This window comes from Streptomyces sp. NPDC102402 (genome assembly GCF_044765765.1).
In the GTDB taxonomy this organism is placed as follows: domain Bacteria; phylum Actinomycetota; class Actinomycetes; order Streptomycetales; family Streptomycetaceae; genus Streptomyces.
In genome coordinates, this window is the sequence record NZ_JBIWKR010000007.1 from 244,669 (window position 1) to 266,455 (window position 21,787).

A 21,787-nucleotide genomic window follows, 5' to 3' on the forward strand; every position below is an offset into this window, starting at 1 on the left:
GGCTCAGCCCTGGAGGCGGCCGTCCGGGTCCGGGCCGACGGCCACGACGTCGCCGATGACGATGACGGCCGGGGGCCGCACCTCTTCCGCGACGACCCGCTCCCCCACGTCCGCGAGGGTCGCGTCGACCCTGCGCTGGGCGGCGGTGGTGCCCTCCTGGACCAGGGCCACGGGGGTGTCGGGGGACTTGCCGTGGGCGATGAGGGCCCGTGCGATGGAACCGATCTTGTCGACGGCCATCAGGAGGACCAGGGTGCCGCGCAGCCGCGCGAGGGCCTCCCAGTCGACCAGGGAGCGCGGGTCGTCGGGGCCGACGTGGCCGCTGACGACGGTGAACTCGTGGGCGACGCCTCGGTGGGTGACGGGGATCCCGGCCGCTCCCGGCACGGAGATCGAGCTGGAGATCCCGGGGACTATCGTGCAGGCGATGCCCTCGGCGGCCAGGGCCTGCGCCTCCTCCATGCCGCGGCCGAAGACGAACGGGTCGCCGCCCTTGAGGCGGACGACCGACTTGCCGGCCTTGGCGTGGTCGATCAGCGCCTGGTTGATCGCCTCCTGCGCCATGTAGCGGCCGTACGGGATCTTCGCGGCGTCGATGACCTCGACGTGCGGCGGGAGCTCGTCGAGCAGGTCGCGCGGGCCGAGCCGGTCGGCGATGACCACGTCGGCCTCGGCGAGGAGCCGGCGGCCCCGGACCGTGATCAGGTCGGGGTCACCGGGACCGCCTCCCACCAGTGCCACGCCCGGGGCGCGGGTGCGGTGGTGCGGGGCGGCGAGGGTGCCGTCGCGCAGCCCTTCCACGATGGCGTCGCGGACGGCGGCGGAGTGCCGGGGGTCCCGGCCCTGCGAGGTGGTGGTGAGGACGGCGACCGTGATGCCCTCGCTGCGCCCGGTTGCGGGCGTCCAGGCGGTGGCCGCCTCGGCGTCGTCGCTCCGCACGCACCAGGTGCGGGTGCGCTCGGCCTCGGCGGACGCGGCGTCGTTGGCGGTTGCGTCCGACGACGCGACCAGGGCGTACCAGGTGTCGGCGAGGTCCCCGTCCTGATACCTGCGGCGCTCCCAGCGGATCTCACCGGTGTCGGCCATCGCCTCGACGGACGCGGTCGCCGACGGGGACACGAGGGTGATGTCGGCTCCGGCCGCGATGAGGGCGGGCAGCCGGCGCTGTGCGACCTGGCCGCCGCCGACGACGACGACGCGGCGCCCGTTCAGGCGCAGTCCGACGGGGTAGGCAGGGTGATCGTCATGCTCGGCCATGGTCGTGCGGGCTCCTCGTGCAGGGTGCGTGTGCTGCGGGCCGCTGCGGCGGTGGAGCGGCGGTGACGTGGGCTGGGTACGGCGGTGACGTGTGGGACCACGATACGGGGTGGCCGGAAGGGGACCCGGGGAGGCCGTCGGCCGCCGGGGGCGGCGGTCTCTCCTCCCCCGGCGTCCCTGACGGGCTCCGGCATCCTCCGGATCACCGGAGGGCCGTGGGTCCGCCCGGCGGGCGCCCGGGCAGGGCGGGGCACCGGGAGAACGGAGTGTGCCTGAGGAGCCGGGATGCCCGGACGAGCCGGTCAGGCGCGTCCGGGCACGGTCAGCGGCTACTTCTCGGTGACGCCCGCGGAGTCGAACGTCGCGACGTCGTGCATCGCGCGGGCCGCGCTCTGCACGATGGGCAGCGCGAGCAGCGCGCCCGTGCCCTCACCGAGCCGGAGGTCCAGATCGACCAGCGGGCGCAGGCCCAGCTTGTTGAGGGCGGCGACGTGGCCGGGTTCCGCGCTCCGGTGGCCCGCGATGCACGCGGCGAGCGCCTCGGGGGCGATCGCCCGGGCGACCAGGGCCGCCGCACCGGCACTCACGCCGTCAAGGATCACCGGCGTACGCAGCGAGGCTCCGCCGAGCAGGAAGCCCGCCATGGCGGCGTGCTCCAGGCCGCCGACCGCCGCCAGCACTCCGATCGGGTCGGCCGGGTCGGGCTGGTGGAGTTCGAGGGCGCGGCGGACCACATCGACCTTGCGGGCGTGCATCTCGTCGTTGATGCCGGTGCCTCGGCCGGTCACCTCCGCCGGGTCCATCCCCGTGTAGACGCAGATCAGCGCGGCCGACGCGGTGGTGTTGGCGATGCCCATCTCACCGGTGAGCAGGCCCTTGTTGCCGGCTGCCACCAGATCGCGTGCGGTCTCGATGCCCACCTCGATCGCCGCGAGCACCTCTTCGCGGGTGAGGGCGGGACCGGTGGTGAAGTCGGCCGTGCCGGAACGGACCTTGCGGGGCAGCAGACCGGGCGTCGCGGGGAGTTCGGCCGCCACGCCCACGTCGACGACGCAGACCTCGGCGCCGACCTGTGCGGCGAAGGCGTTGCAGACCGCGCCGCCGCCGAGGAAGTTGGCGACCATCTGGGCCGTGACCTCCTGCGGCCACGCGGTGACGCCCTGGGCGTGGACCCCGTGGTCACCGGCGAAGATCGCGACGGCCGCGGGCTCCGGGACGGGCGGCGGGCACAGCCGGGAGAGTCCGGACAGCTGGGCGGAGATGATCTCCAGCATTCCCAGGGCCCCGGCGGGCTTCGTCATCCGCTTCTGGCGTTCCCATGCCTCGCCGAGCGCCTTGGCGTCCAGGGGGCGGATGCCGGCGATGGTCTCCTGGAGGAGGTCGTGCGGCTCCTCACCGGGAAGGGCCCGACGGCCGTACGTCTCCTCGTGGACGACCCAGGAGAGCGGGCGGCGCTTGGACCAGCCCGCCTGCATCAGCTCGGGCTCCTCGGGGAATTCGTCGACGTATCCGACGCAGAGGTAGGCGACGACCTCGAGGTGGTCGGGCAGGCCGAGGGCCCGCACCATCTCGCGTTCGTCGAAGAAGCTGACCCAGCCGACCCCGAGGCCCTCGGCGCGGGCGGCGAGCCACAGGTTCTCCACGGCGAGGGCCGAGGAGTACGGAGCCATCTGCGGCTGGGTGTGGCGGCCGAGGGTGTGGCGGCCGCCGCGGGTCGGGTCGGCGGTGACGACGATGTTCACCGGCGTGTCGAGGATGGCCTCGATCTTCAGTTCCTTGAACTGCTTGGCCCGGGCCTTGGGAAGCGACTTGGCGTACGCCTCACGCTGGCGCTGCGCCAGTTCGTGCATGGAGCGGCGCGTCTCCGCGGAACGGATGACGACGAAGTCCCAGGGCTGGGAGTGACCGACGCTCGGCGCGGTGTGCGCGGCCTCCAGGACCCGGAGGAGGACCTCGTGCGGAATGGGGTCGCTGCGGAAGCCGTTGCGGATGTCGCGCCGTTCACGCATCACGCGCAGTACGGCTTCGCGCTCCGCGTCGTCATAACCGGGGGCGGGAGGGGACGGGGCGACGTCCTGCGAACCGGCTTCCGCCGTCGCTCCGGCCTCGACCTCGGCTGCGGGTGCGGCTCCGGCCTCGACCTCGACTGCGGGTGCGGCCTCGGCTTCGGCTTCGGCTTCGGCGGGGGCAACCGCCTCGGCCTCGGTGGCGACGGCAGCGCCCGCCGCCTCGACGAGCGGGAACTCCTCGGGGATGTCCCCGACCGGTGCCTCGGCCGCCGGTACCTCGGCTGCCGGTGCCTCCTCGGGCCCGGCTTCGGGAAGCGCTGCTTCCGGGGTCTCGATGATCTCGGGTCCGGTGACGGGCTCCGTCTCCGGCTCCGTCTCCGTGAAGGTCTGGGGTCCCGCCTGCGGCAGAGCGACGGGCTCCGGAGCCGGCTCCGGCTCGGACGCGGCGGGCATCTGGGGCTCGGACGCGGCGGGCGCCCCGGGCTCCACCTGGGGCTGGGGCTCCACCTGGGCCTGGGGCTGGGGCTCGAACGCGGCCGGCTGCTCGGCTGTGACCGGATGCTCGGCTGTGACCGGCTCCGGTACGTCCAGGGCCTCGGGCGCGGCCGGAGCGGGCTCCGCCGCGGGGGCGGCGGACTGCGGTACGGCCTCGACGGCCGGCGCGGCCTCCACTGCCGGCGCGGCCTCGACTGCGGGGGCGGCCTCGACTGCGGGGGCGGCCGCATCGGCGACGGGTGCCGGGGCGGGGTGCGGAGCGGTCGGTACGGAGTCGTCCACGGGCACGAACTGCCCCGGCACCTCAGCCGGGGCGGCGGCCTCGGCGGGGGCTTCGGCCAGGGCGGCGGCGGGAGCCTCGGGCAGAGCCTCGGCGGGCGGCGCCTCGGCCGTCTCCACCGTGGGCCCGGCGGGAGCCTCCGGCATCACGTCAGCCGCCGGGGCGGGAGCGACCGTTTCTGCGGGCGTGACGGGTGCGAGGGGCGCGAGGAGTTCCACCGGTGCGGCGGGAGCGGCATCCGCGGGAGCGGCCGGCTCGGCGGGGACCGTCGGCGCGACGTGCTCGAACGGGGCCTCCGGCACCTCGGGCTCCGCCACGGGAAGGGGAGCGGCGGCCGGCTCAGGGGTCGCCACCGGTTCGGGCGAGCCCCACGCGGGCGCTCCCTGCGGCGGGATCTCGCCCAGCTGCGGGCCGGGCAGCATGGCCGCGTCGTCCGCCGGGATGTCGAAGTACTCGGGACCGGTCGTCGGCGGTCCGGCGTGCCGCACGGGCATCCTGGTCTGCGGTCCGGCCGGTCCGCGGTCCGCGAGCGACCGGACCACTCCGCCGGTCGGCGTCCCCCCGTAGGAGGGTGCCTCGGTGGAGGCGGGACCGCGGTGCAGTGGGCGCCGGGACGGCGCGGCGGCGGCCGCGACCTGCACGGGCGGGTGCGCCGGGACCCGTACGCCGTTGACGTCGGTGACGCCGGACCCGTGGGTGCCGTTCACGGCCTGGTCGTACGCCGGGAACTGCTCGCCCGGCTGCGCGACCGGAGCGTCGCTCCACGCGCCCTGGGCCGCGGGCATCAGAAGGAGGTCGTCGTCCTCGGCGGTGTGCTCGGAGGGTTCGAGGTAGGTGTAGGCGTCCGGGGCGGGGATGCCCGGCTGCTCCACCATGCCTGCGTTCTCCGGCAGTCCCTCGCCCGGGATCTGGCCGGTGTCAGTCATGCGTACCCCTCGCCCATCGTCAGTGCTCCTTCGCCCTTCGCCCGGGATGCCCGAACCACGGCACGCCGGTGCTCGTCAACAAGAACGAGCGGGCTCCCCGTGCGGCACGAAACGCGCGCGGAGGTATACATTCTCGCGGTCGTTCGCCGCCGCGACAGACAGTTCTGCCTCGGCTCGCTGTGGACTGCGCCACGTTGCGCGTCCCCCGGTTGCGCCGTACCACATCGCCGACCAAAACGGTCCACTTTTCCGGACATTGACGAACGAAATGTCGAACGTCCGGGCGCGGTACAACAATCGGTCAGCCTACCTCGCGCTCTGCTCGCACACGTCAGGGGGCGAGATCGGAACGCACCGCGGAGAGCAGGAACACGACGGTGCGTTCGCGCTCCGTCCAGGCCGCGGTGTCCAGTTCGACGGACTGGAGCAGCGCGCACTCGACCGTGTACCCGTTCCCGGCGAGGGCGGCGCCGAGCGCCTCCGCCTCGTCACGGTTCGAGGCGTGGGTGACGATACGTTCCGGCCGCCGGTCGGCGACCGCGGTGGCGACGGGGACGCCGCCGCCACCGATGCGTACGACATCGGGCTCGGGCAGGCGCTCCAGGACGTGCGGCGCGGTGCCCCTGACGACCTGTACTCCCACCTGGAAGGTGCGGGCGGCCGCCGCCGTGCGCGCGCAGGCGTCGGGGTCGCTGTCCACGGCGAGCACCGCGGCTCCGAAGCGTGCCGCCTCCACGGCGAGGGCGCCGCTGCCGGAGCCGATGTCCCAGACCAGGTCGCCGGTGCGCGGCCCGAGCCGGGCCAGCTGGGCGGCGCGCAGGCCGGGCGACTCCCCCTCACCGCCCTCCCCCGGACCGCCGTACGCCGCGGCGGGAAGCGCCCATCCCCGCCGGGTGCCGTCCGGGCGGCGGCCGGCGATCCAGGCGCTGTCGACGGCGGCCTCGGGGCCGCCTCCGATGACGATGACGACGTTGGGGTCGCGCCAGGTGTGGTCGGCCGTCTTGTCGGAGGTGAGGACGGTGACCCGCTCGCGCACGGTGCCGAGTTCCTCGCAGATCACGAAGGTGCGGTGGACCCCTTCGAGCAGGAGGGCCAGTTCGGCGGGGCCGGCTCCGGGGGATGTCAGCACGGCCACCTTGTGGTGGGCGCGGATGACGTTGACCGCACGGCGCAGGGTGCGCGGGTGGGCGACGACGACCTGCGCGTCGTCCCAGGGCATGCCGGCGCGGGCGAAGGCGGTGGCGACGGACGAGACGGCGGGGACGACCTCGACCTCGAGGCCGTGTTCGGGCTTGCGCAGGGTGCGTACGACGCCGAAGAAGCCGGGGTCGCCGTCGGCCAGGACCACGGCGCTCCCGCGGTGTCCGGCGATCCTGCGGGCGGCCAGGTCGACGCTGCCGAGACGGACGCGTTCCGCACGCCCGGGGACTTCGGGGAGCGCGAGGTGATGGGCGGCACCGGCGACGAGCGTGGCGGCCGAGAGCGCCGCCGTGGCCGCTCTGGTCAGTGGCGAGCCGTCCCAGCCGATCACCGTGACCCGGTCGGCCATCGTCGTCAGTCTCCTGGGGTGTAGCAAGGCGGGGGCTCTCCGCGGGGTGTGCGGAGCAAGGGTGAGCGTATCCGGTCCGTACCAACGCTCCGCCGGGGGCTCCCGGACGCGGGGAGGACGGTCAGTTCCAGTCGTTGTACGTGCCGTAGCCCCCGGCGTCGGCCAGCTGCTCGGCGACGCCTTCCAGGTCCTCGGGCAGCAGTCCCCAGACGATGAGATCGGTCCTGATGTCGGTCCAGCCCCCGTCCTCGGTCGCCGTCCGGGCTATGCGGGCGTTGCGCAGGACTCCCTCGCTGATGCAGCCCAGTTTCTGGGCGACCTGCTGGGAGGCGGTGTTGCCCGCGGGGGTCCGCAGCTCGATGCGCTCGAAGCCCTGGTCACGGAAGAGCCACTCGGCGAGGGCCAGCACGGCCTCGGTGGCGTATCCCTCACCGCGCGCCCAGGGTGCGGTGATGTAGCGGACCTCGGTGGCCAGGGTGCGCCGGTCGGTGTTGAGCAGCCGCACGGACCCGACGAGGCGCTGGGTGAGGAACTCGGTGACGGCGAAGACGATGCCGCCGCCCTGGGAGCGTTCGGCGGGGGCGATCCTGCGGACCCAACGTTCGGCGTCGACCTGGGTGTAGGGGTGCGGTGCGTCGGTCCAGGCGGTGACCAGCTCGTCGTTCATCATCTCGATGTACGCCGGGACGTCCTCCATGTCGAAGGGGCGCAGCACCAACCTGTCCGTGCTGATGGAGATGGACGGGAAGGTGTTAGTCATGCGCAGCTCCATGCCGAGGACCGTGTAAAGGCTCCAGCATGCAGCATCGGGGCGCGGATGTGCATGGCCGGGTCCGCACGGCGGAGCCCCGCACACCCTGGTGCGGGTGTGCGGGGCTCGTGCGGCAAGTGGCGCCGGGAGGTCAGGACTTCGCGGGCGTGCCGAACGCGGGGATGATCGAACCCTTGTAGGTGTCCTCGATGAACTTCTTGACCTCGTCGGAGTTCAGGAGCTTCGCGAGCTTCTGGACCCGCGGGTCCTCCTCGTTGCCCTCCTTGACGGCCAGGATGTTGGCGTAGGGGTTGCCCTCGGCCTTCTCCAGGGCCAGGGAGTCCTTGCCCGGCTGGTATCCGGCCTCGATCGCGTAGTTGCCGTTGATGACGGCGGCGTCGACGTCGTCGAGGGCACGCGGCACGGTCGCGGCCTCGATCTCCTTGAACTCCAGGCCCTTCTTGTCCGTGATGTCACTGAGCTTGGCGTTGGTGCCGACGCCGTCCTTGACGGTGATCAGACCGTTCTCGGCGAGCAGCTGCAGCGCGCGGCCCTCGTTGGTGGTGTCGTTGGGGACGGCGACGGTCTGGCCGGCCTTGATGTCCTTGAGGTCCTTGACCTTCTTGGAGTAGAGGCCGAGGGGTTCGAGGTGGACGTCGACGACCGGGACGATGTGGGTCTTGTTCTTCTTGTTGAAGTCGTCCAGGTAGGGCTTGTGCTGGAAGAAGTTGGCGTCGACCTGGCCGTTCTCGGTGGCGGTGTTCGGCAGGACGTAGTCCGTGAACTCCTTGACCTCCAGCTTGAGGCCGGCCTTCTCCGCCAGGTTCTTCTTGACGTAGTTCAGGATGTCCGCGTGCGGGACGGGGGACGCGGCGACGACGAGCGCCTTGGACGTGTCCGCGCCGGCGCCGGTCTCACCCTTGGAGGCCGGGTCGGAGTCCGTGCCGCAGGCGCTGAGGCCGAAGGCGAGGGCGGCGGTGGCGGCGGCAGCCGCGGTGATCTTGATGTTCTTGCGCACGAAGAGTGCCTCTTTCCGGTGGTGATGGTGGTGCGCCCGGACAAGGAGTTCGGGCTTCATGGGGAGATGAGGTTCAGGAGGTGGTCCGGCCCCGGCGGGCCAGCAGGCGTCCGGCTCCGTCGCCGATCAGCTGGACCACGGTCACGATGACGATCAGCAGCACGACGGTGATGAGCATGAACTGGTTGTCGAAGCGCTGGAATCCGTACGTGACGGCCTTGGAGCCGAGCCCTTCGCCGCCGACCGCGCCGGCCATCGCGGAGTAGCCGATGAGCACGATGACGGTGGTGGTGACGCCGGAGATCAGGGAGGGCAGTGCCTGCGGCAGCAGGACCTTGCGGACGATCGTCGGGATGGATCCGCCCATCGACTGGACGGCCTCGACGAGCCCGTGGTCGACCTCGCGCACAGCCGTCTCCACGAGCCGGGCGAAGAACGGGATGGCTCCGACGGCGAGGGGCACGATCATCGCGGACGGGCCGATGAAGGTGCCGACGACCCAGGTGGTGAAGGGGATCAGGGCGATCAGCAGGATGATGAACGGCAGCGAGCGGCCGATGTTCACGATCACGCCGATGACCTTGTTCACCGCGGTGTTCTGCAGCAGTCCGCCCTTGTCGGTGAGGACGAGCAGGATGCCGAGCGGCAGGCCGCCCACGACGGTGACGAGCGTGGACCAGAGCACCATGTAGAGGGTGTCGATGGTTCCCTGCGTGAGCAGTGGCTGCATTTCGGACCAGGTCACTTCGCCACCTCCTTGGTGGTCTGGGCGGGGACGGCTGGGCCGTCGTTCACGATCTCGGCCTGGAGGCCCTGCTCGCGCAGGAAGCCGATCGGCACGACGTTCTCCTCGAAACGGCCGGGGAGCTCGATGCGCATGCGGCCGATCTGCTTGCCGCCGACGGTGTCCATCGCGGCGCCGAGGATCGAGATGTCGATGTTGTACGTGCGCGACAGCTGGGAGATCACCGGCTGGGCCGCGGCCTCGCCGTGGAAGGTGACGTCGACGACGGTGGAGCCGGGGCCGGAGGCGGTGCCGCCGACGGGGAACAGCTCGTGGGCCAGCTCGGAGCCGGGGGTGGCCAGCAGGGAGCCGACGGTCCCCGATTCGACGATGCGGCCCCTCCTCATCAGCGCGGCGGAGTCGCAGACGGTCTTGACGACGTCCATCTCGTGCGTGATGAGCAGGACGGTGAGGCCGAGCTCCTGGTTGAGGTCGCGCAGCAGCTGGAGGATGGAGCGGGTGGTCTCGGGGTCGAGCGCGGAGGTCGCCTCGTCGGAGAGCAGCACCTTCGGGTCGCCCGCGAGCGCGCGTGCGATGCCGACGCGCTGTTTCTGGCCTCCGGACAGCTGGCCGGGGTAGGCCTTCGCCTTGTCGGCGAGACCGACGAGGTCGAGGAGCGCGAGTGCCTTGGCGGTCCGTGCCTGCCCGGAGAGACCGAGGATCTCCAGGGGGAGCTCGACGTTGTCCCGCACGGTGCGCGAGTCCAGCAGGTTGAAGTGCTGGAAGACCATGCCGATGCGGCTGCGGGCCTGGCGCAGCTCCTTGCCGGCGCGGCGGCCTCGGCCCGCGAGGGCGGTGAGGTCCTGTCCGGCGACGGTCACGGTGCCCGCGGTGGGGCGTTCGAGGAGGTTGACGCAGCGGATGAGGGAGGACTTGCCGGCGCCGCTCTGTCCGATGACGCCGTAGACCTCGCCCTCGCGGACGTGCAGGTCCACCCCGTCCAGGGCGGTGACCTCACGGCCGCGTGACTGGTAGACCTTCGTGAGGCCCGAAGTGGTGATCACAGGGTTTCCGTCACTGTCGAGTGCACGGCGCGGTGTCCGCCGGGCACGGGGCATTCGTCTGATGAGACTGTTCTCAGTGGTCGACCGGTAGGAGTCTCGGCATGGTCCGGACCTGGCAGGACGCCGGGTGCGGGGGCATGCCCGGGCCGGAGAGGTCCGCGGGGCGCGGACGGCCGGGCTCGGTCTCGCTTCGGGGCGCGAGGCTCGGTCGGGGGCCCTCAGAAGGCGCGCATTCGACACATACAACGAGCACCGGGCGTCGGGATCGCCTCGGTCGCAGGGGTGCGGTAGCTCGTCGTGGTCATGCCCCAAGTAAAACAGACGTAACGTTCCCGCAGACCGCGCTGTCCGCATAGCGGACGTTCGCGGACAGGCTCCCCGGCGTGTCCGGATCGTCCCGCGCACCGCCCTGACCTGCGATGACTCTCGCACCGGCCCACAACCGCACCGACAGCGGATGGATCATGCCGCGCGGCCCCTGTGGCAAAGCCCACGATTCCCGGGCACGGTCCGCGGCCGCCCGGCGTGCGGGCCCGCACGCGGCGGCGCCGGCCACCCGTAATACCCTCGCCTCATGCTTGACGCCCTGACGGTCGCGGTCGCCGTGACCGCGCTCGCCCTCGCCGCCTGGTGCGGATTCGCCGCCTACCGGGACCAGCCCACCAAGGACTGGCACTTCATCGGCATGGCGGTCGTCTCCGTGCTGGCACTGGCGCAGTTGCTCGTGGGAATCGTGCAGCTGGCACGTGGCGAGCGGCCCGACCAGGGCATGACGATCTTCATCGCCTATCTGATCGGCGCCTTCGCGGCCGTGCCGGCGGCGGGGTTCCTGTCGCTCTCGGAGCGGACCCGCTGGGGCTCGGTGACGGTGGCGGCCGGTGCGGTCGTGCTCGCCGTCCTCGAAGTACGGCTCTACGACATCTGGGGAAACTGACCATGAGCGACACCGACCGCACGGGGACACCCGCCGCCGCCCCGCCGCGGAAGCAGTTCGAGCTCGGCACCGGTCCCGGCCGGGTGCTGGTCTGGTTCTACGGGGTGTTCACGGTGGCCGCCGCGTCCCGCTCGATCGTCGAGATGATCCTGGACTTCGGGAAGGCTCCGCTCGCCTACACCCTGTCGGCCGTCGCCGCGGTCGTGTACGGCTTCATCACGTACTCGCTGGTACGGGGCGGCGAGAAGGCGCGCAGGGCGGCGCTGGCGTGCTGCGCCGCCGAGCTCGCGGGCGTGCTGATCGTCGGCACCTGGACGCTGGTGGAGCCCTCGGCCTTCCCGGACTCCACCGTGTGGTCGGGGTTCGGCATGGGCTACCTGCTCATCCCGGTGATCCTTCCGGTCACCGGGATGATCTGGCTGCGCCGCGTGCGCGAGGCCTGAGACCGGGCGTCACGGAAGCCGTTCAGGCGCTGGCCGCGAAGGCCGGCGCGGTGGCGTCCTTCTCGAGCAGGACCATCTTGACGCCGTCGCCTCCGGTGGCATTCCCCACCCGGGCGTACCCCGCCTTCCGGTAGAGCCGGAGACCGCCCTCGCTCCGCTCCCCGGTGTGCAGACGGAAGCGGGTGGCCGAACGCCCGTCGGCCAGGCCGGATTCCGCGGCCCGCAGGAGACGGGTGCCGAGGCCGTGGTTGCGGAGTCTGGGGTGGACGCAGAGCTTGCCGATCCGGCCGGTGCCGTCCGCGTCGGTGAAGCCTCGTACCGAGCCGACGACTTCGTCGCCGAGCCGGGCCACGAACACCAGGTCCGTGGTGACTTCGTCCCTGACGGAGTCGAAGGTCTGGACGAGTGGGTCGATCCGGTAGTTGCCGTAGAGCTCCGCCTCGCTCTGGAAGCAGAGGTACTGGAGTCTGAAGATCTGCTCGACGTCCTGAGCCGCCGCCGCCGAGATGGTCACACTCATGCCCATGTGTGCATGCCTCCCGCTCACCTGATCCGCCGGTTGTCTACCGCTCCTTTCCCCGCAGTTCAGGAGCTACAACCTCCGCCGCCAGCATTCTGCGCAGACATCCGAGGCATCGGGAACGCATAGGGCCCAAACTGCCCTGTGACATACCCAACTCCCCCGCGATCTCCCGGTACGTGGGATCGTGCGGAGCCAGCATCGCCTCCAGTAAGCGCGGGCATCGCCCGGGCAGCCGTCCCACCGCGGCGCGCAGCGCCCTGCGTTCGTCGGCCCCCACCGCGATCCGTTCGGGGCATCCGGCCCAGTCGCCCGGGAGCCCGTCCGCGGCGTACGGGCGCTCGCGCCGGGTCCGGCGGCGGGCCGTGCGCGCCTCCGCCCGTACGGCGGCGCGGACCCAGCGGACGGGGTCGGCGGGCACCGCCGTACCGGCCCCTCGCTCCAGCAGCCGCAGCCACACCGCCTGTTCCAGGTCCGCGGCCTCGGTCCCGGCGGCCTGGGCCTCGGCCGCCGCCTCCGCGCGCACGAGCGCGTGCAGGGCCCGGACGACGGCTCGCCCGCGGTCGCCCTCCCCCTCGGCTCGCACCGCGGGAACATGATCAAGAAGAGTCATGCCCCGTCAACGCCGCCCGTGCGCCGCCGGTTGCCGCACACGGGGAGCTCCACCCGACCGGGGCATGCCGGCCGGGCGGCTGACGTCGCCGTCCGGTCCCGCCCGCTCAGTCCTGGGCGAAGTCCGCCGCCGCGAGCAGGGCGGTGTCCGGGTTGTCGGAGAAGATGCCGTCGATGCCCGCCTCGAAGTACACCTGGAGTGCGCCGAACGCGTCGCCGTAGGCGTTCGGGTCCGTGCCGCGCCGGAACTCCGCGGGCAGGAACGTGTTCTCGTTGCGCAGTGTGTACGGGTGCAGCACCAGACCGCGCGCGTGGGCGTCCGCGACGAGGGCGGTGGGAGTGGTCAGCCGTCCCGCGCCGTCCCTGGGGATGACCAGGTCAAGGGTCGGGCCGATGCCCTGGGCGTACGAGGCGATCCACTTCAGTCCGGCGGGCGTCACCAGATCGGCGACGGTACGGGGGTCGCCGGCCTCCACGAAGTCCCAGGGCCTTTCCTTCGGCCCGGACAGCAGGACGACCCGGGGTGTGGCGACGAGCTTCGACAGCCGCTGCATCGAGCTCGGCTCGAAGGACTGGAGGATCAGTGCCGAGTCCGCCCGGTACCGGCCGTGGCGGCGCAGCAGTCTCGCGAGCGGCTCCTCCAGCCCGAGGCCCAGGCCCCTGAAGTAGGACGGGTGCTTGGTCTCGACGTAGAGCCAGACGGGCCGGCCACGCCTGCGGCCCTCCTTGTCGGCCCAGCGCAGGACCTCCTCGAAGGTGGGGATCTCCCAGCGTCCGTCGTAGAGGGTGTTCTCCTGGCGGTTGCCGGGAATGCGCTCCTTCGCCCGGAGGGTCTTGAGCTCGGCGAGGGTGAAGTCCTCGGTGAACCAGCCGGTGAGCGTGGTGCCGTCGACCTTCTTGGTGGCCTTGCGGCTCGCGAATTCGGGGTGGTCGGCGACGTCCGTGGTGCCGGTGATGTCGTTCTCGTGACGGCAGACCAGATGGCCGTCCTTGGTCGGGACGAGGTCCTGCTCGACGATGTGCGCGCCCATGTCCAGCGCCAGCTGGTAGGAGCCGAGGGTGTGCTCGGGGCGGTAGCCGCTGGCACCGCGGTGGCCGATGACGGTGGGCACGGGCAGGTCCCGGTAGGAGCCGTGGCCGCCACGCCGTCCGTCCTCGGCGCCGCGCCCGGCCGCGTGGGCCGTGCCGGACAGGCTGAGGGCCGTGCCCAGGACGGCCGCCCCCAGCAGGGTCCGCCGACCGGGTGCAGTCTGCGCGCGCTCTGTCATGAATGCTCCTCGCATGTGATGTCCGGCACCTTCGGGGAAGGCCTGATCGTAGGCAGCTACGCCATCGGTGGGGCGACCCGTGGACGAACATGGCGGAAACACACGTCAACACTGCGTATCGGCTCGGTGAACCCGATGTGCGCCGAGGCGGTACCCGCGAGTATCGTCCTCACCTGCACAGACCCTCGCGAATTCCCGCACCGGCCACCCGGCCACGACACCGGAGGATGCGTTGTCCCGACTCACGGTCATCAAGGCAGTGCTCGGACCGATCCTGCGCCTGCTCTTCCGGCCCCAGGTGGAAGGCGTCGAGAACATCCCCGGGACCGGGCCGGTGATCCTCGCGGGCAACCACCTGACGTTCATCGACTCGATGATCATGCCGATCTGCTGCGACCGGCCGGTGTTCTACATCGGTAAGGACGAGTACGTCACCGGCAAGGGCCTCAAGGGGCGGCTGATGGCCTGGTTCTTCACCGGCTGCGGCATGATCCCGGTGGACCGGGACGGCGGACGCGGTGGCGTCGCGGCCCTCATGACGGGCCGCCGGATCCTGGAGGAGGGCCACGCCTTCGCCATCTACCCGGAGGGCACCCGCTCCCCCGACGGCCGGCTCTACCGGGGCCGTACGGGTATCGCGCGGCTGACCCTGATGACCGGTGCGCCGGTGGTGCCCTTCGCGATGATCGGCACGGACAAGCTGCAGCCCGGCGGCGCCGGCCTTCCCCGCCCGGGCAAGGTCACGGTCCGCTTCGGTGAGCCGATGGAGTTCTCGCGCTACGAGGGCATGGACCGCGACCGCTACGTCCTGCGCGCCGTGACGGACTCCGTCATGGCCGAGGTGATGCGGCTGTCCGGACAGGAGTACGTCGACATGTACGCCACGAAGGCCAAGGCCGCCTGAGCCGTACGAGTGAAGTCGAGTGGCCCGGCGCGATGCGCGCCGGGCCACTCACTCGTCCGGGATGATGCCTTCCTCCAGCTTCTGGTCGCGCAGCAGGAACCATGCCGCGACCGCCGTCGCGAGCAGGACCACGGCGCCGATCGCGGACGACACCCGCAGCCCGTTGACGAAGGCCTCCTGCGCCGCGAGGACGAGCTCGCTCCCCTGCTGCGCGGGGAGGTGCTCGGCCGTCTCCACGGCTCCGCCGAGCGACTCGTGGGCGGCCGCCGCGGCGGACGCCGGGATGCCCTCGGGTGTCCCGAAGCCCTTGTAGACACCCGTGACGATGGAGCCGAGCAGGGCGATGCCGAGGGCGGCGCCGAGCTCGTACGCCGTCTCGGACACCGCGGAGGCCGATCCGGCCTGTTCCTTGGGGACGCTGGAGAGGATCACGTCGGAGGTGACGGTGAAGGCGAATCCCGCGCCGACGCCCACCACCAGGAGCAGGACGCCGATCAGCGGATAGCCGGTCTCCTTGTGGATCACCGTGACCGTCGCGAGCGACACACCGATGGCACCGAGCCCGACGGCGACCACGGAGCGTACGGAGTAGCGGCGTGCCACCCTTCCGGCCAGCAGCCCGGCGGTCACCGCGCCGACGGCCGCGGGCAGTTCGGCGAGTCCGGCCTCGAGCGGACCACGGCCCTGGACCAGTTGCAGGAACTGGGAGAGGAAGAAGACGATCCCGGAGAGTCCGAGGATCGTCAGGAGGTCGGCGAGGACAGCGCCGGAGAACCCCCGGTGGTGGAAGAGCCTCATGTCCAGCAGCGGGGCGGGAAGCTTCAGCTGACGGCGCACGAACCAGGTGAGCGCCAGCACCCCGCCCACCGCAGCCGCGACGTTCCCCCAGCTCACACCATGCGCGGCGGCCTCCTTGACGGCGTACACGACGCCGATCATGCCGACCAGGGAGAGCCCCACGCTGAGCAGGTCCCAGGGGCCCGGCGCCGGGTTCTTGGACTCGGGGATCATCTTGATGCCGACGGCGACGAGGACCGCCATCACGGGCAGGTTGATCAGGAAGACCGAGCCCCACCAGAAGTGCTCCAGCAGCAGCCCGCCGACGACGGGGCCGACGGCCGCGCCCGCCGAGGCCATGGCGCCCCAGATGCCGACGGCGAGACTGCGCTCGCGCGGGTCGTGGAAGAGGTTGCGGATCAGGGCGAGCGTGGAGGGCATCAGGGTGGCACCCGCGACACCCAGCAGCGCCCTGGCCACGATCATCATCTCGGGGCTGGAGGCGTAGGCGTTGAGCACGGACACCGCCCCGAAGGCGGTCGCACCCGTCAGCAGCAGCTTCTTGCGGCCGATGCGGTCACCGAGGCTGCCCATGGAGACGAGGAGTCCGGCGATCACGAAGGAGTAGACGTCGCCGATCCAGAGGAGCTGGGTGCCGGTCGGTTCGAGGTCCTCGCTGAGGAACGGGGTCGCCAGTCCGAGGACGGTCGCGTCGACGGCGACCAGCAGCACGGCGAGGACGAGTACGGCGAGGGCGATCCACCGGCCCGGATGGTGCGGGTCACCCGTGATGCCCGCCCGCTGATTGGTGCTGCTCATTTCTCCACGCTCCGGCGTGCTCCGCCGAGGAGCAACTCGACGATCATGTAGGGGAAGTCCTGTGCGGCGACGCGCCCCGTCTGCACGGACCACGCGCAACTCCCGATCAGGCCGTACAGTGCCTCGGTCAACCAGGCCGGAGTGAGGTCGATCCGGAACTCGCCGCGCTCCTGGCCGCGGCGGAAGAAGGCGGAGACCCGCGCGTCGAGCCGGCTCCAGCCCTCGTTGACGTCGTCGCCCTCGAAGAGCTGGTTCTCGGTGACGAGGAAGGACAGCAGCCCCGCGCTCGGTTGGACGCCGGCGATCAGACGCCGGAGCCCGTCCTCGGCAGGGCCCTCATCGAGCGCGGCCGCGTCCAGGGCGGCCTCGAATTCCCTGATCCCGAGGTCTTCCAGCGCTCCGACCAGGGCGTCCCTCCCGGCGAAGTGGCGGTGGAGGGTGGCGCGGCCGATACCCGCGGCCCGGGCCACCTCGTCCATGGTCGCCGTGGATCTACGGGTCAGCAGCGCGGCGGCGCTTCGCAGCACCTGCTCGTGATCAAGAGCCATGAGACGACATTAGATCAACTGAGACACCGATGTCCCATCCTCGATGGTCGGCTGACGGTCACACCGTGGCGAATCCCCCCTGGTCACCGGGCGCCGGCGACCGGCAGCACGCCTCCTCGCTCTTCGCGCCGCCCCGGCGGAGCCGGCCTTCCCCCGGCACGTACTGACAGCGGCAGCCGGAGGAGGACCGGCGCGGCGCCACGCGGGCCGCCGACGACCCCCCGCAACGGGCGGGGCGGGGCACCATGGCGCCATGAAGCCGCTGCTGCTGATCGACGTCGACGGTCCGCTGAACCCGTTCGCGGCACTGGCCCGCCGCCCGCTCCCGGAGGACTACACCCTCCACCAGATGCGGCCGACGGGATGGAAGGAGGGAACCCCGCTGCCCGTCCTGCTCAGCCCGGCACACGGCGACGAGCTGCTGGCCCTCGCCGCCCGGTACGAGCTCGTCTGGGCGACGACCTGGAAGGACGAGGCCAACGAGTGGGTCGGCCCGCGCATCGGGCTGCCCTCGTTGCCGTACATCGACTGGCCCGCGATGCACGCCCTGAGACCGGACGGGACCTACTGGAAGACGCGCCATGTCGTCGACTACGCGGACGGGCGGCCGTTCGCCTGGGTCGACGACGAGATCTCCGACCTCGACAGGGCCTGGGTGGCCGCACACCACCCGGGGCGGTCCCTGCTGCTGCGGGTCGACCCGTGGGTCGGCCTGGTGCGTGAGGACTTCGAGACGCTCGCTCAGTGGGTGTGAGGCCGCGCTCCCGGTGTGTTCAGCTCCAGGGCAGGGAGGTGCGGTGGCGCCAGTACGCCTCGGGCTCCTCCACCAGCGCGGCCAGCCGGTCCAGCCGGTCCGGGTCCAGGTCGAGCAGCGGCGCGTGCAGATTGGCCGCCAGCTGGGCGACGGTGGCCGCGCCGGACAGGACGACTCCGGCCCACGGCTGGTGCAGTCCGAGCGCCAGTGCCACCGCGTCCGCGTCCAGCCCGGCTTCGGCGCCGATCTCCCGGACGACGGCGGGGGCCTCGGTCCCGGCGAGCCGGCCGTTGGCCATGGCCTCCTTGACGATGACGGTGAGCCCCGCCTCGTGCGCTTCGGCGAGCGCGGGTCCCGCGGAGGTCTCCAGGGCGTTGTAGGTGGCCTGGACGGTGCGGAAGAGGGGCTCGCCGTCCACGGTCACGGCGAGGGCGGCACGGACGGCATCGGCCTGAGCGGGACCGCTCGTGGAGAAGCCGATCGTGGTGCCTTCGGCGGCGAGCTCCGCGAGACGCTCGTGCAGGCCCTTGTCGCCGAGCGCCGGGCTGTCGGCGGTCACCGAGTGGATCTGGTAGAGATCGAGCCGGCCGCCGAGCAGCCCGGCCGTCTCCGCGTGCTGGCGCTCGAAGGCGGCGAGGCCGTGGTCCTTCACCTCGTGCACCTCGGCGTCGAGGCGCCAGTCGCCGGTGTACGTGTAGCCCCATTTGCTGCCGGTCACCACGTCCGTGGCCTCGGGGCGGGCGGTGAGCCACTCGGCGAGGAACTCCTCGGCCCGGCCGTAGGAGCGGGCGGCGTCGAAGTAGCGCACACCCTGGGCGTAGGCCGCGTCCAGGAGTTCGTGCGTGCGGGCGCGCAGCGCGTCCACACCCCGGTCCTCCGGCAGATCGAGGTCACGGTGCGGCGTGATGTACGCGGGCCTGCCGACGGCGGCCAGGCCGAGCCCGATGTGGGAGGTCGGGGTGGTCGCTCGGTTCAGGCGGGCGAAGGGCATCGCGGGCTCCTCTGGGTCGGTCGTTCCGAACGCCTTCCCGTCAACGTAGCCCGCGATGCCTGCGAATCATCCGCGGGCGGTCGCCCAGGCGTGCTGCGTCGCGAGGTCGGCCTTCACCTCGGCCAGCTGGACGGCGACGGCCGAGGGGGCCGTCCCGCCCCGCCCGTTACGGGAGGCGAGCGCGCCGGGCACGTTCAGGACGGTGCGCACCTCCGGGGTGAGGTGCTCGGAGATCTTCGCGAACTGCTCGTCGGTCAGCTCGTCGAGCTCGATGCCCTGCTGCTCGCACACCTTCACGCACTCGCCCGCGACCTCGTGCGCCACCCGGAAGGGGACGCCCTGTTTGACCAGCCACTCGGCGATGTCCGTGGCGAGCGAGAAGCCGGCCGGAGCCAGTTCCTCCATGCGCTCCCGGTTGACGGTGAGCGTGGCCATCATGCCGGTGAACGCGGGCAGCAGGACCTCGAGCTGGTCGCAGGAGTCGAAGACCGGCTCCTTGTCCTCCTGCAGGTCGCGGTTGTACGCGAGCGGCAGTGCCTTCAGGGTCGCCATCAGCCCGGTCAGGTTCCCGATGAGGCGTCCGGACTTGCCGCGGGCCAGCTCGGCGATGTCCGGGTTCTTCTTCTGCGGCATGATCGAGGAACCGGTGGAGAAGGCGTCGTGGAGGGTGACGAAGGAGAACTCCTTCGTGTTCCAGATGATGATCTCCTCGGCGATGCGCGAGAGGTTGACGCCGATCATCGCTGTGATGAAGGCGAACTCGGCGACGAAGTCGCGGGACGCGGTGCCGTCGATGGAGTTGGCGACGGAGCCGTGCTCGAAGCCGAGGTCCGCCGCGACGGCCTCCGGGTCGAGCCCGAGGGACGAACCGGCCAGCGCGCCGGAGCCGTACGGGGAGACGGCGGTCCGCTCGTCCCACTGCCGCAGCCGCTCGGCGTCCCGGGACAGGGGCTGCACGTGCGCCAGGACGTGGTGGGCGAAGAGGACGGGCTGCGCGTGCTGGAGGTGGGTGCGGCCGGGCATGGCCACGTCCGGGTGCGCCTCGGCCAGTCCCACCAGCGCGTCCTGGAGCTCGGCGATCAGACCGCCGATGACCCGCGCGTGGTCGCGCAGGTACATGCGGAAGAGCGTGGCGACCTGGTCGTTGCGGGACCGGCCGGCCCGGAGCTTGCCGCCGAGGTCGGGACCGAGCCGCTCCAGGAGGCCGCGCTCCAGGGCGGTGTGGACGTCCTCGTCGGCGATGGTGCCGGTGAAGGAACCGTCTGCCACGGCCTCTTCGAGCGAGTCCAGCCCCCCGATCATCCGGGTCAGCTCGTCGGCGGTGAGGAGTCCCGCCTTGTTCAGCACGCGCGCGTGGGCACGGGAGCCGGCGATGTCGTACGGCGCGAGCCGCCAGTCGAAGTGGACCGACGCGGACAGCTTGGCCAGCGCCTCGGCCGGACCGTCGGCGAAACGGCCGCCCCAGAGGCGTACGTCGCTGTTTCCGGTGCCGTTGCTCACTGCGTGCTCCTCGGGAGTACAAGGGGTGGGTGTGCGACCGCCTCCCCCCGCACGTACGGAAGGGAGGCCGTGGTGACGCCGTGGATCGGACGGGCCCTCGCCCGGCCGCTCGATCCTCGAGGACGAGGTATAACTATGCGGTCCACCGTATGGTTTGTCAAAGATGCTGGTGAGCGGTGTGCGCTCTTCTCTATGCTGCGCTCATGCGGAGCCTGATCCCCCTGTCCCCCACGCAGTACCTCCCGCCGGAGGACCGGCTCCTGCTGGGCAGGCCCGTGACCGCGTCCCTGGACACGGGGGACTGGGAGGCATGGGTCCGTCTCGACGGGAGGATTCGGTCGGCGACCGCGCGCCCGAGCCGCGTCCGGGCGCTGCGGACCCTGCTCCGGGACGGGTACGCGGACGGACGGGGATCGGTCGACTGGACCACCGCGCCCCGCTGGGACGAGGAGGCCCGGGACGTCACCTGGTCGCGCTTCCCGCCCGGCGAGCCGGAGACCGCGATCGCCCTGTGCCACGACCGGTGGCAGGTGCGCGAGGCCGCGCTGGCGTTCACCGCCGGGCGCCCCGCCCTGCTGCCCCTGCTGCTGGTCCGCTGCGCCGACCGCAGGGCGCAGGTGCGGGAACGCGCCCGCCGCACGACGGCCGCCGCCCTGCGCGGGCAGGATCCGGACCTCTCCCTGCTGGTGCCCCTGGCCCTGCACGTGAACCTGCGCCCGCACGGCGGCTGGGCCCTGGAACGCATGCTGGCGGCCGCGGGCCCCCGGCCTGCGGGACTGCCGGACTGGCTCCGCGCGAGCCATGTGCCGCGCGCCCGGATCCTCGGGGCCGAGCTGTCCCTGGAGCGGGAGCTGCTCACCCCCGCCGGCCTCACGGAGCTCGTCCTCACCGCGCCGGACCGGACCGTCCGCCACTGGTGCACCGGCGCGCTGCTGGCCCAGGTCACCACGGGTGACCCGGAGCGGCTCCTGGACCCCCTGCTCACCGCCTCCTCGGCCATGACACGGTCCTCCGCGGTGACGGGACTGCACCGGGCGGGCCGCGGCCAGGAGGCCGCGCGGCACCTGGCCGATCCGTCGGCGAGGGTGCGTTCCGCCGCACGCCTGGTCCTGCGGATGGAAGGCCGGGACCCGCTGGAGCTCCACCGGGCCCTGTGCGCCGACCCCGTCGCACCCGGTGTGGCGCCGGGCGCGCTGTTCGGGCTGGCCGAGTCCGGGGAACCCGGCGCCGCGGCCCTGCTGAGGCCGCTGACGGCCCACCCCGAAGGCCGGGTGCGCGCCGCGGCGCTCGCCTCGCTGCTCATGCTGGACGCCACCTCGCCCGACGAGCTGATGGCCGCCATGGAGGACCCGCATCCGCCGGTGGTGCGCGTCGCCCGCAGAGCGCTCGCACCGTACGTCCTGCTGGTCCCGGAGGAGTGGCTGACCGCCCTGGTGGCCCCCGGCCGCCCCCGGCACGTGCGCCGGTCCGGCCTCCGCCTGCTCTGCGCCCACGGCCTGGCCCTGCGCAAACGCGTGCTGGCCCCGCTGGAGGACGACGAGGACCCCGAGGTCGCCCACGAGGCGCAGCGCGCCCGCTACGAACCCCTGCCGCCCACCGGTCCCGGTGGGTGAAACCCGCTACCGGCGACGGCGTCCGTCGGCG

The 21,787-nt window shown here is 72.2% G+C and carries 19 protein-coding genes; 5 read left to right on the forward strand and 14 right to left on the reverse strand.

Annotated elements, in window-relative coordinates; genetic code table 11:
* Nucleotides 1–3: 3 nt before the first annotated feature.
* The 7 genes from cobA to ACIRJR_RS22110 all read right to left on the reverse strand — a co-directional run bounded on the left by cobA (nucleotide 4) and on the right by ACIRJR_RS22110 (nucleotide 10,073).
* Nucleotides 4–1,257: a uroporphyrinogen-III C-methyltransferase gene (gene cobA, locus ACIRJR_RS22080; RefSeq protein WP_403783385.1), complete on the reverse strand. Its 1,254-nt coding sequence runs from the start codon at nucleotides 1,255–1,257 to the stop codon at nucleotides 4–6.
* A gap of 329 nt (nucleotides 1,258–1,586) precedes the next feature.
* Complete coding sequence (gene cobT, locus ACIRJR_RS22085) at nucleotides 1,587–4,967, reverse strand: nicotinate-nucleotide--dimethylbenzimidazole phosphoribosyltransferase (protein WP_403783387.1); 3,381 nt, start codon at nucleotides 4,965–4,967, stop codon at nucleotides 1,587–1,589.
* A 331-nt stretch (nucleotides 4,968–5,298) separates the two neighbouring features.
* Nucleotides 5,299–6,516, reverse strand: a complete 1,218-nt coding sequence (gene cbiE, locus ACIRJR_RS22090) for a precorrin-6y C5,15-methyltransferase (decarboxylating) subunit CbiE (protein WP_403783389.1) — start codon at nucleotides 6,514–6,516, stop codon at nucleotides 5,299–5,301.
* A gap of 121 nt (nucleotides 6,517–6,637) precedes the next feature.
* Nucleotides 6,638–7,276, reverse strand: a complete 639-nt coding sequence (locus tag ACIRJR_RS22095; protein ID WP_403783391.1) for a GNAT family N-acetyltransferase — start codon at nucleotides 7,274–7,276, stop codon at nucleotides 6,638–6,640.
* 142 nt (nucleotides 7,277–7,418) lie between these two features.
* Nucleotides 7,419–8,285 carry a MetQ/NlpA family ABC transporter substrate-binding protein gene (locus ACIRJR_RS22100; protein WP_403783656.1) on the reverse strand — a complete coding sequence of 289 codons (867 nt, stop codon included), beginning with the start codon at nucleotides 8,283–8,285 and terminating at the stop codon, nucleotides 7,419–7,421.
* 73 nt (nucleotides 8,286–8,358) lie between these two features.
* Nucleotides 8,359–9,030 (reverse strand): methionine ABC transporter permease, encoded by a 672-nt coding sequence (locus tag ACIRJR_RS22105; RefSeq protein ID WP_403783393.1) that lies wholly within the window; start codon nucleotides 9,028–9,030, stop codon nucleotides 8,359–8,361.
* Nucleotides 9,027–10,073, reverse strand: a complete 1,047-nt coding sequence (locus ACIRJR_RS22110) for a methionine ABC transporter ATP-binding protein (RefSeq protein WP_403783395.1) — start codon at nucleotides 10,071–10,073, stop codon at nucleotides 9,027–9,029. Before ACIRJR_RS22110 ends, ACIRJR_RS22105 begins: the two co-directional genes overlap by 4 nt.
* A 574-nt stretch (nucleotides 10,074–10,647) precedes the next feature.
* Between ACIRJR_RS22110 and ACIRJR_RS22115 the strand changes: the two genes are divergently transcribed.
* The gene (locus ACIRJR_RS22115) at nucleotides 10,648–11,007 is read left to right on the forward strand and encodes a hypothetical protein (RefSeq protein ID WP_103516013.1); all 360 of its coding nucleotides are present in this window, start codon (nucleotides 10,648–10,650) and stop codon (nucleotides 11,005–11,007) included.
* Nucleotides 11,008–11,009: 2 nt separating this feature from the next.
* Nucleotides 11,010–11,450 carry a hypothetical protein gene (locus tag ACIRJR_RS22120; RefSeq protein WP_403783397.1) on the forward strand — a complete coding sequence of 147 codons (441 nt, stop codon included), beginning with the start codon at nucleotides 11,010–11,012 and terminating at the stop codon, nucleotides 11,448–11,450.
* 22 nt (nucleotides 11,451–11,472) lie between these two features.
* On the opposite strand, the gene ACIRJR_RS22125 is transcribed toward ACIRJR_RS22120, so the two are convergent.
* From ACIRJR_RS22125 to ACIRJR_RS22135, 3 genes are all read right to left on the reverse strand, one after another.
* On the reverse strand, nucleotides 11,473–11,976 hold the full coding sequence (locus tag ACIRJR_RS22125; RefSeq protein WP_403783399.1) for a GNAT family N-acetyltransferase: 504 nt from the start codon (nucleotides 11,974–11,976) through the stop codon (nucleotides 11,473–11,475).
* A 37-nt stretch (nucleotides 11,977–12,013) separates the two neighbouring features.
* Entirely contained in the window at nucleotides 12,014–12,583 is a 570-nt protein-coding gene (locus tag ACIRJR_RS22130) for a sigma-70 family RNA polymerase sigma factor (protein ID WP_403783400.1), read from the reverse strand.
* Between the two features lie 106 nt (nucleotides 12,584–12,689).
* Nucleotides 12,690–13,850 carry a glycerophosphodiester phosphodiesterase gene (locus tag ACIRJR_RS22135; RefSeq protein ID WP_403783401.1) on the reverse strand — a complete coding sequence of 387 codons (1,161 nt, stop codon included), beginning with the start codon at nucleotides 13,848–13,850 and terminating at the stop codon, nucleotides 12,690–12,692.
* Nucleotides 13,851–14,082: 232 nt separating this feature from the next.
* On the opposite strand from ACIRJR_RS22135, the gene ACIRJR_RS22140 reads away from it, so the two are divergent.
* Nucleotides 14,083–14,754 (forward strand): 1-acyl-sn-glycerol-3-phosphate acyltransferase, encoded by a 672-nt coding sequence (locus ACIRJR_RS22140; protein ID WP_103514795.1) that lies wholly within the window; start codon nucleotides 14,083–14,085, stop codon nucleotides 14,752–14,754.
* Between the two features lie 48 nt (nucleotides 14,755–14,802).
* Here the strand turns inward: ACIRJR_RS22140 and ACIRJR_RS22145 are convergent, their stop codons facing one another.
* Both ACIRJR_RS22145 and ACIRJR_RS22150 read right to left on the reverse strand, forming a co-directional pair.
* Nucleotides 14,803–16,350 carry an MFS transporter gene (locus ACIRJR_RS22145; RefSeq protein ID WP_403783405.1) on the reverse strand — a complete coding sequence of 516 codons (1,548 nt, stop codon included), beginning with the start codon at nucleotides 16,348–16,350 and terminating at the stop codon, nucleotides 14,803–14,805.
* A complete protein-coding gene (locus ACIRJR_RS22150; RefSeq protein ID WP_403783407.1) occupies nucleotides 16,347–16,898 on the reverse strand; it encodes a TetR/AcrR family transcriptional regulator in 552 nt (183 codons plus the stop codon). The genes ACIRJR_RS22145 and ACIRJR_RS22150 overlap by 4 nt, the downstream gene beginning before the upstream one ends.
* 253 nt (nucleotides 16,899–17,151) lie before the next feature.
* On the opposite strand from ACIRJR_RS22150, the gene ACIRJR_RS22155 reads away from it, so the two are divergent.
* Nucleotides 17,152–17,652, forward strand: coding sequence for an HAD domain-containing protein (locus ACIRJR_RS22155; RefSeq protein WP_403783409.1), 501 nt, complete (start codon nucleotides 17,152–17,154; stop codon nucleotides 17,650–17,652).
* A gap of 19 nt (nucleotides 17,653–17,671) precedes the next feature.
* Here the strand turns inward: ACIRJR_RS22155 and ACIRJR_RS22160 are convergent, their stop codons facing one another.
* Both ACIRJR_RS22160 and argH read right to left on the reverse strand, forming a co-directional pair.
* Complete coding sequence (locus ACIRJR_RS22160) at nucleotides 17,672–18,643, reverse strand: aldo/keto reductase (protein ID WP_403783411.1); 972 nt, start codon at nucleotides 18,641–18,643, stop codon at nucleotides 17,672–17,674.
* Nucleotides 18,644–18,709: 66 nt separating this feature from the next.
* Complete coding sequence (gene argH / locus ACIRJR_RS22165; protein WP_403783413.1) at nucleotides 18,710–20,143, reverse strand: argininosuccinate lyase; 1,434 nt, start codon at nucleotides 20,141–20,143, stop codon at nucleotides 18,710–18,712.
* Between the two features lie 203 nt (nucleotides 20,144–20,346).
* Between argH and ACIRJR_RS22170 the strand changes: the two genes are divergently transcribed.
* On the forward strand, nucleotides 20,347–21,756 hold the full coding sequence (locus tag ACIRJR_RS22170; protein WP_403783415.1) for a hypothetical protein: 1,410 nt from the start codon (nucleotides 20,347–20,349) through the stop codon (nucleotides 21,754–21,756).
* Nucleotides 21,757–21,787 lie beyond the last annotated feature (31 nt).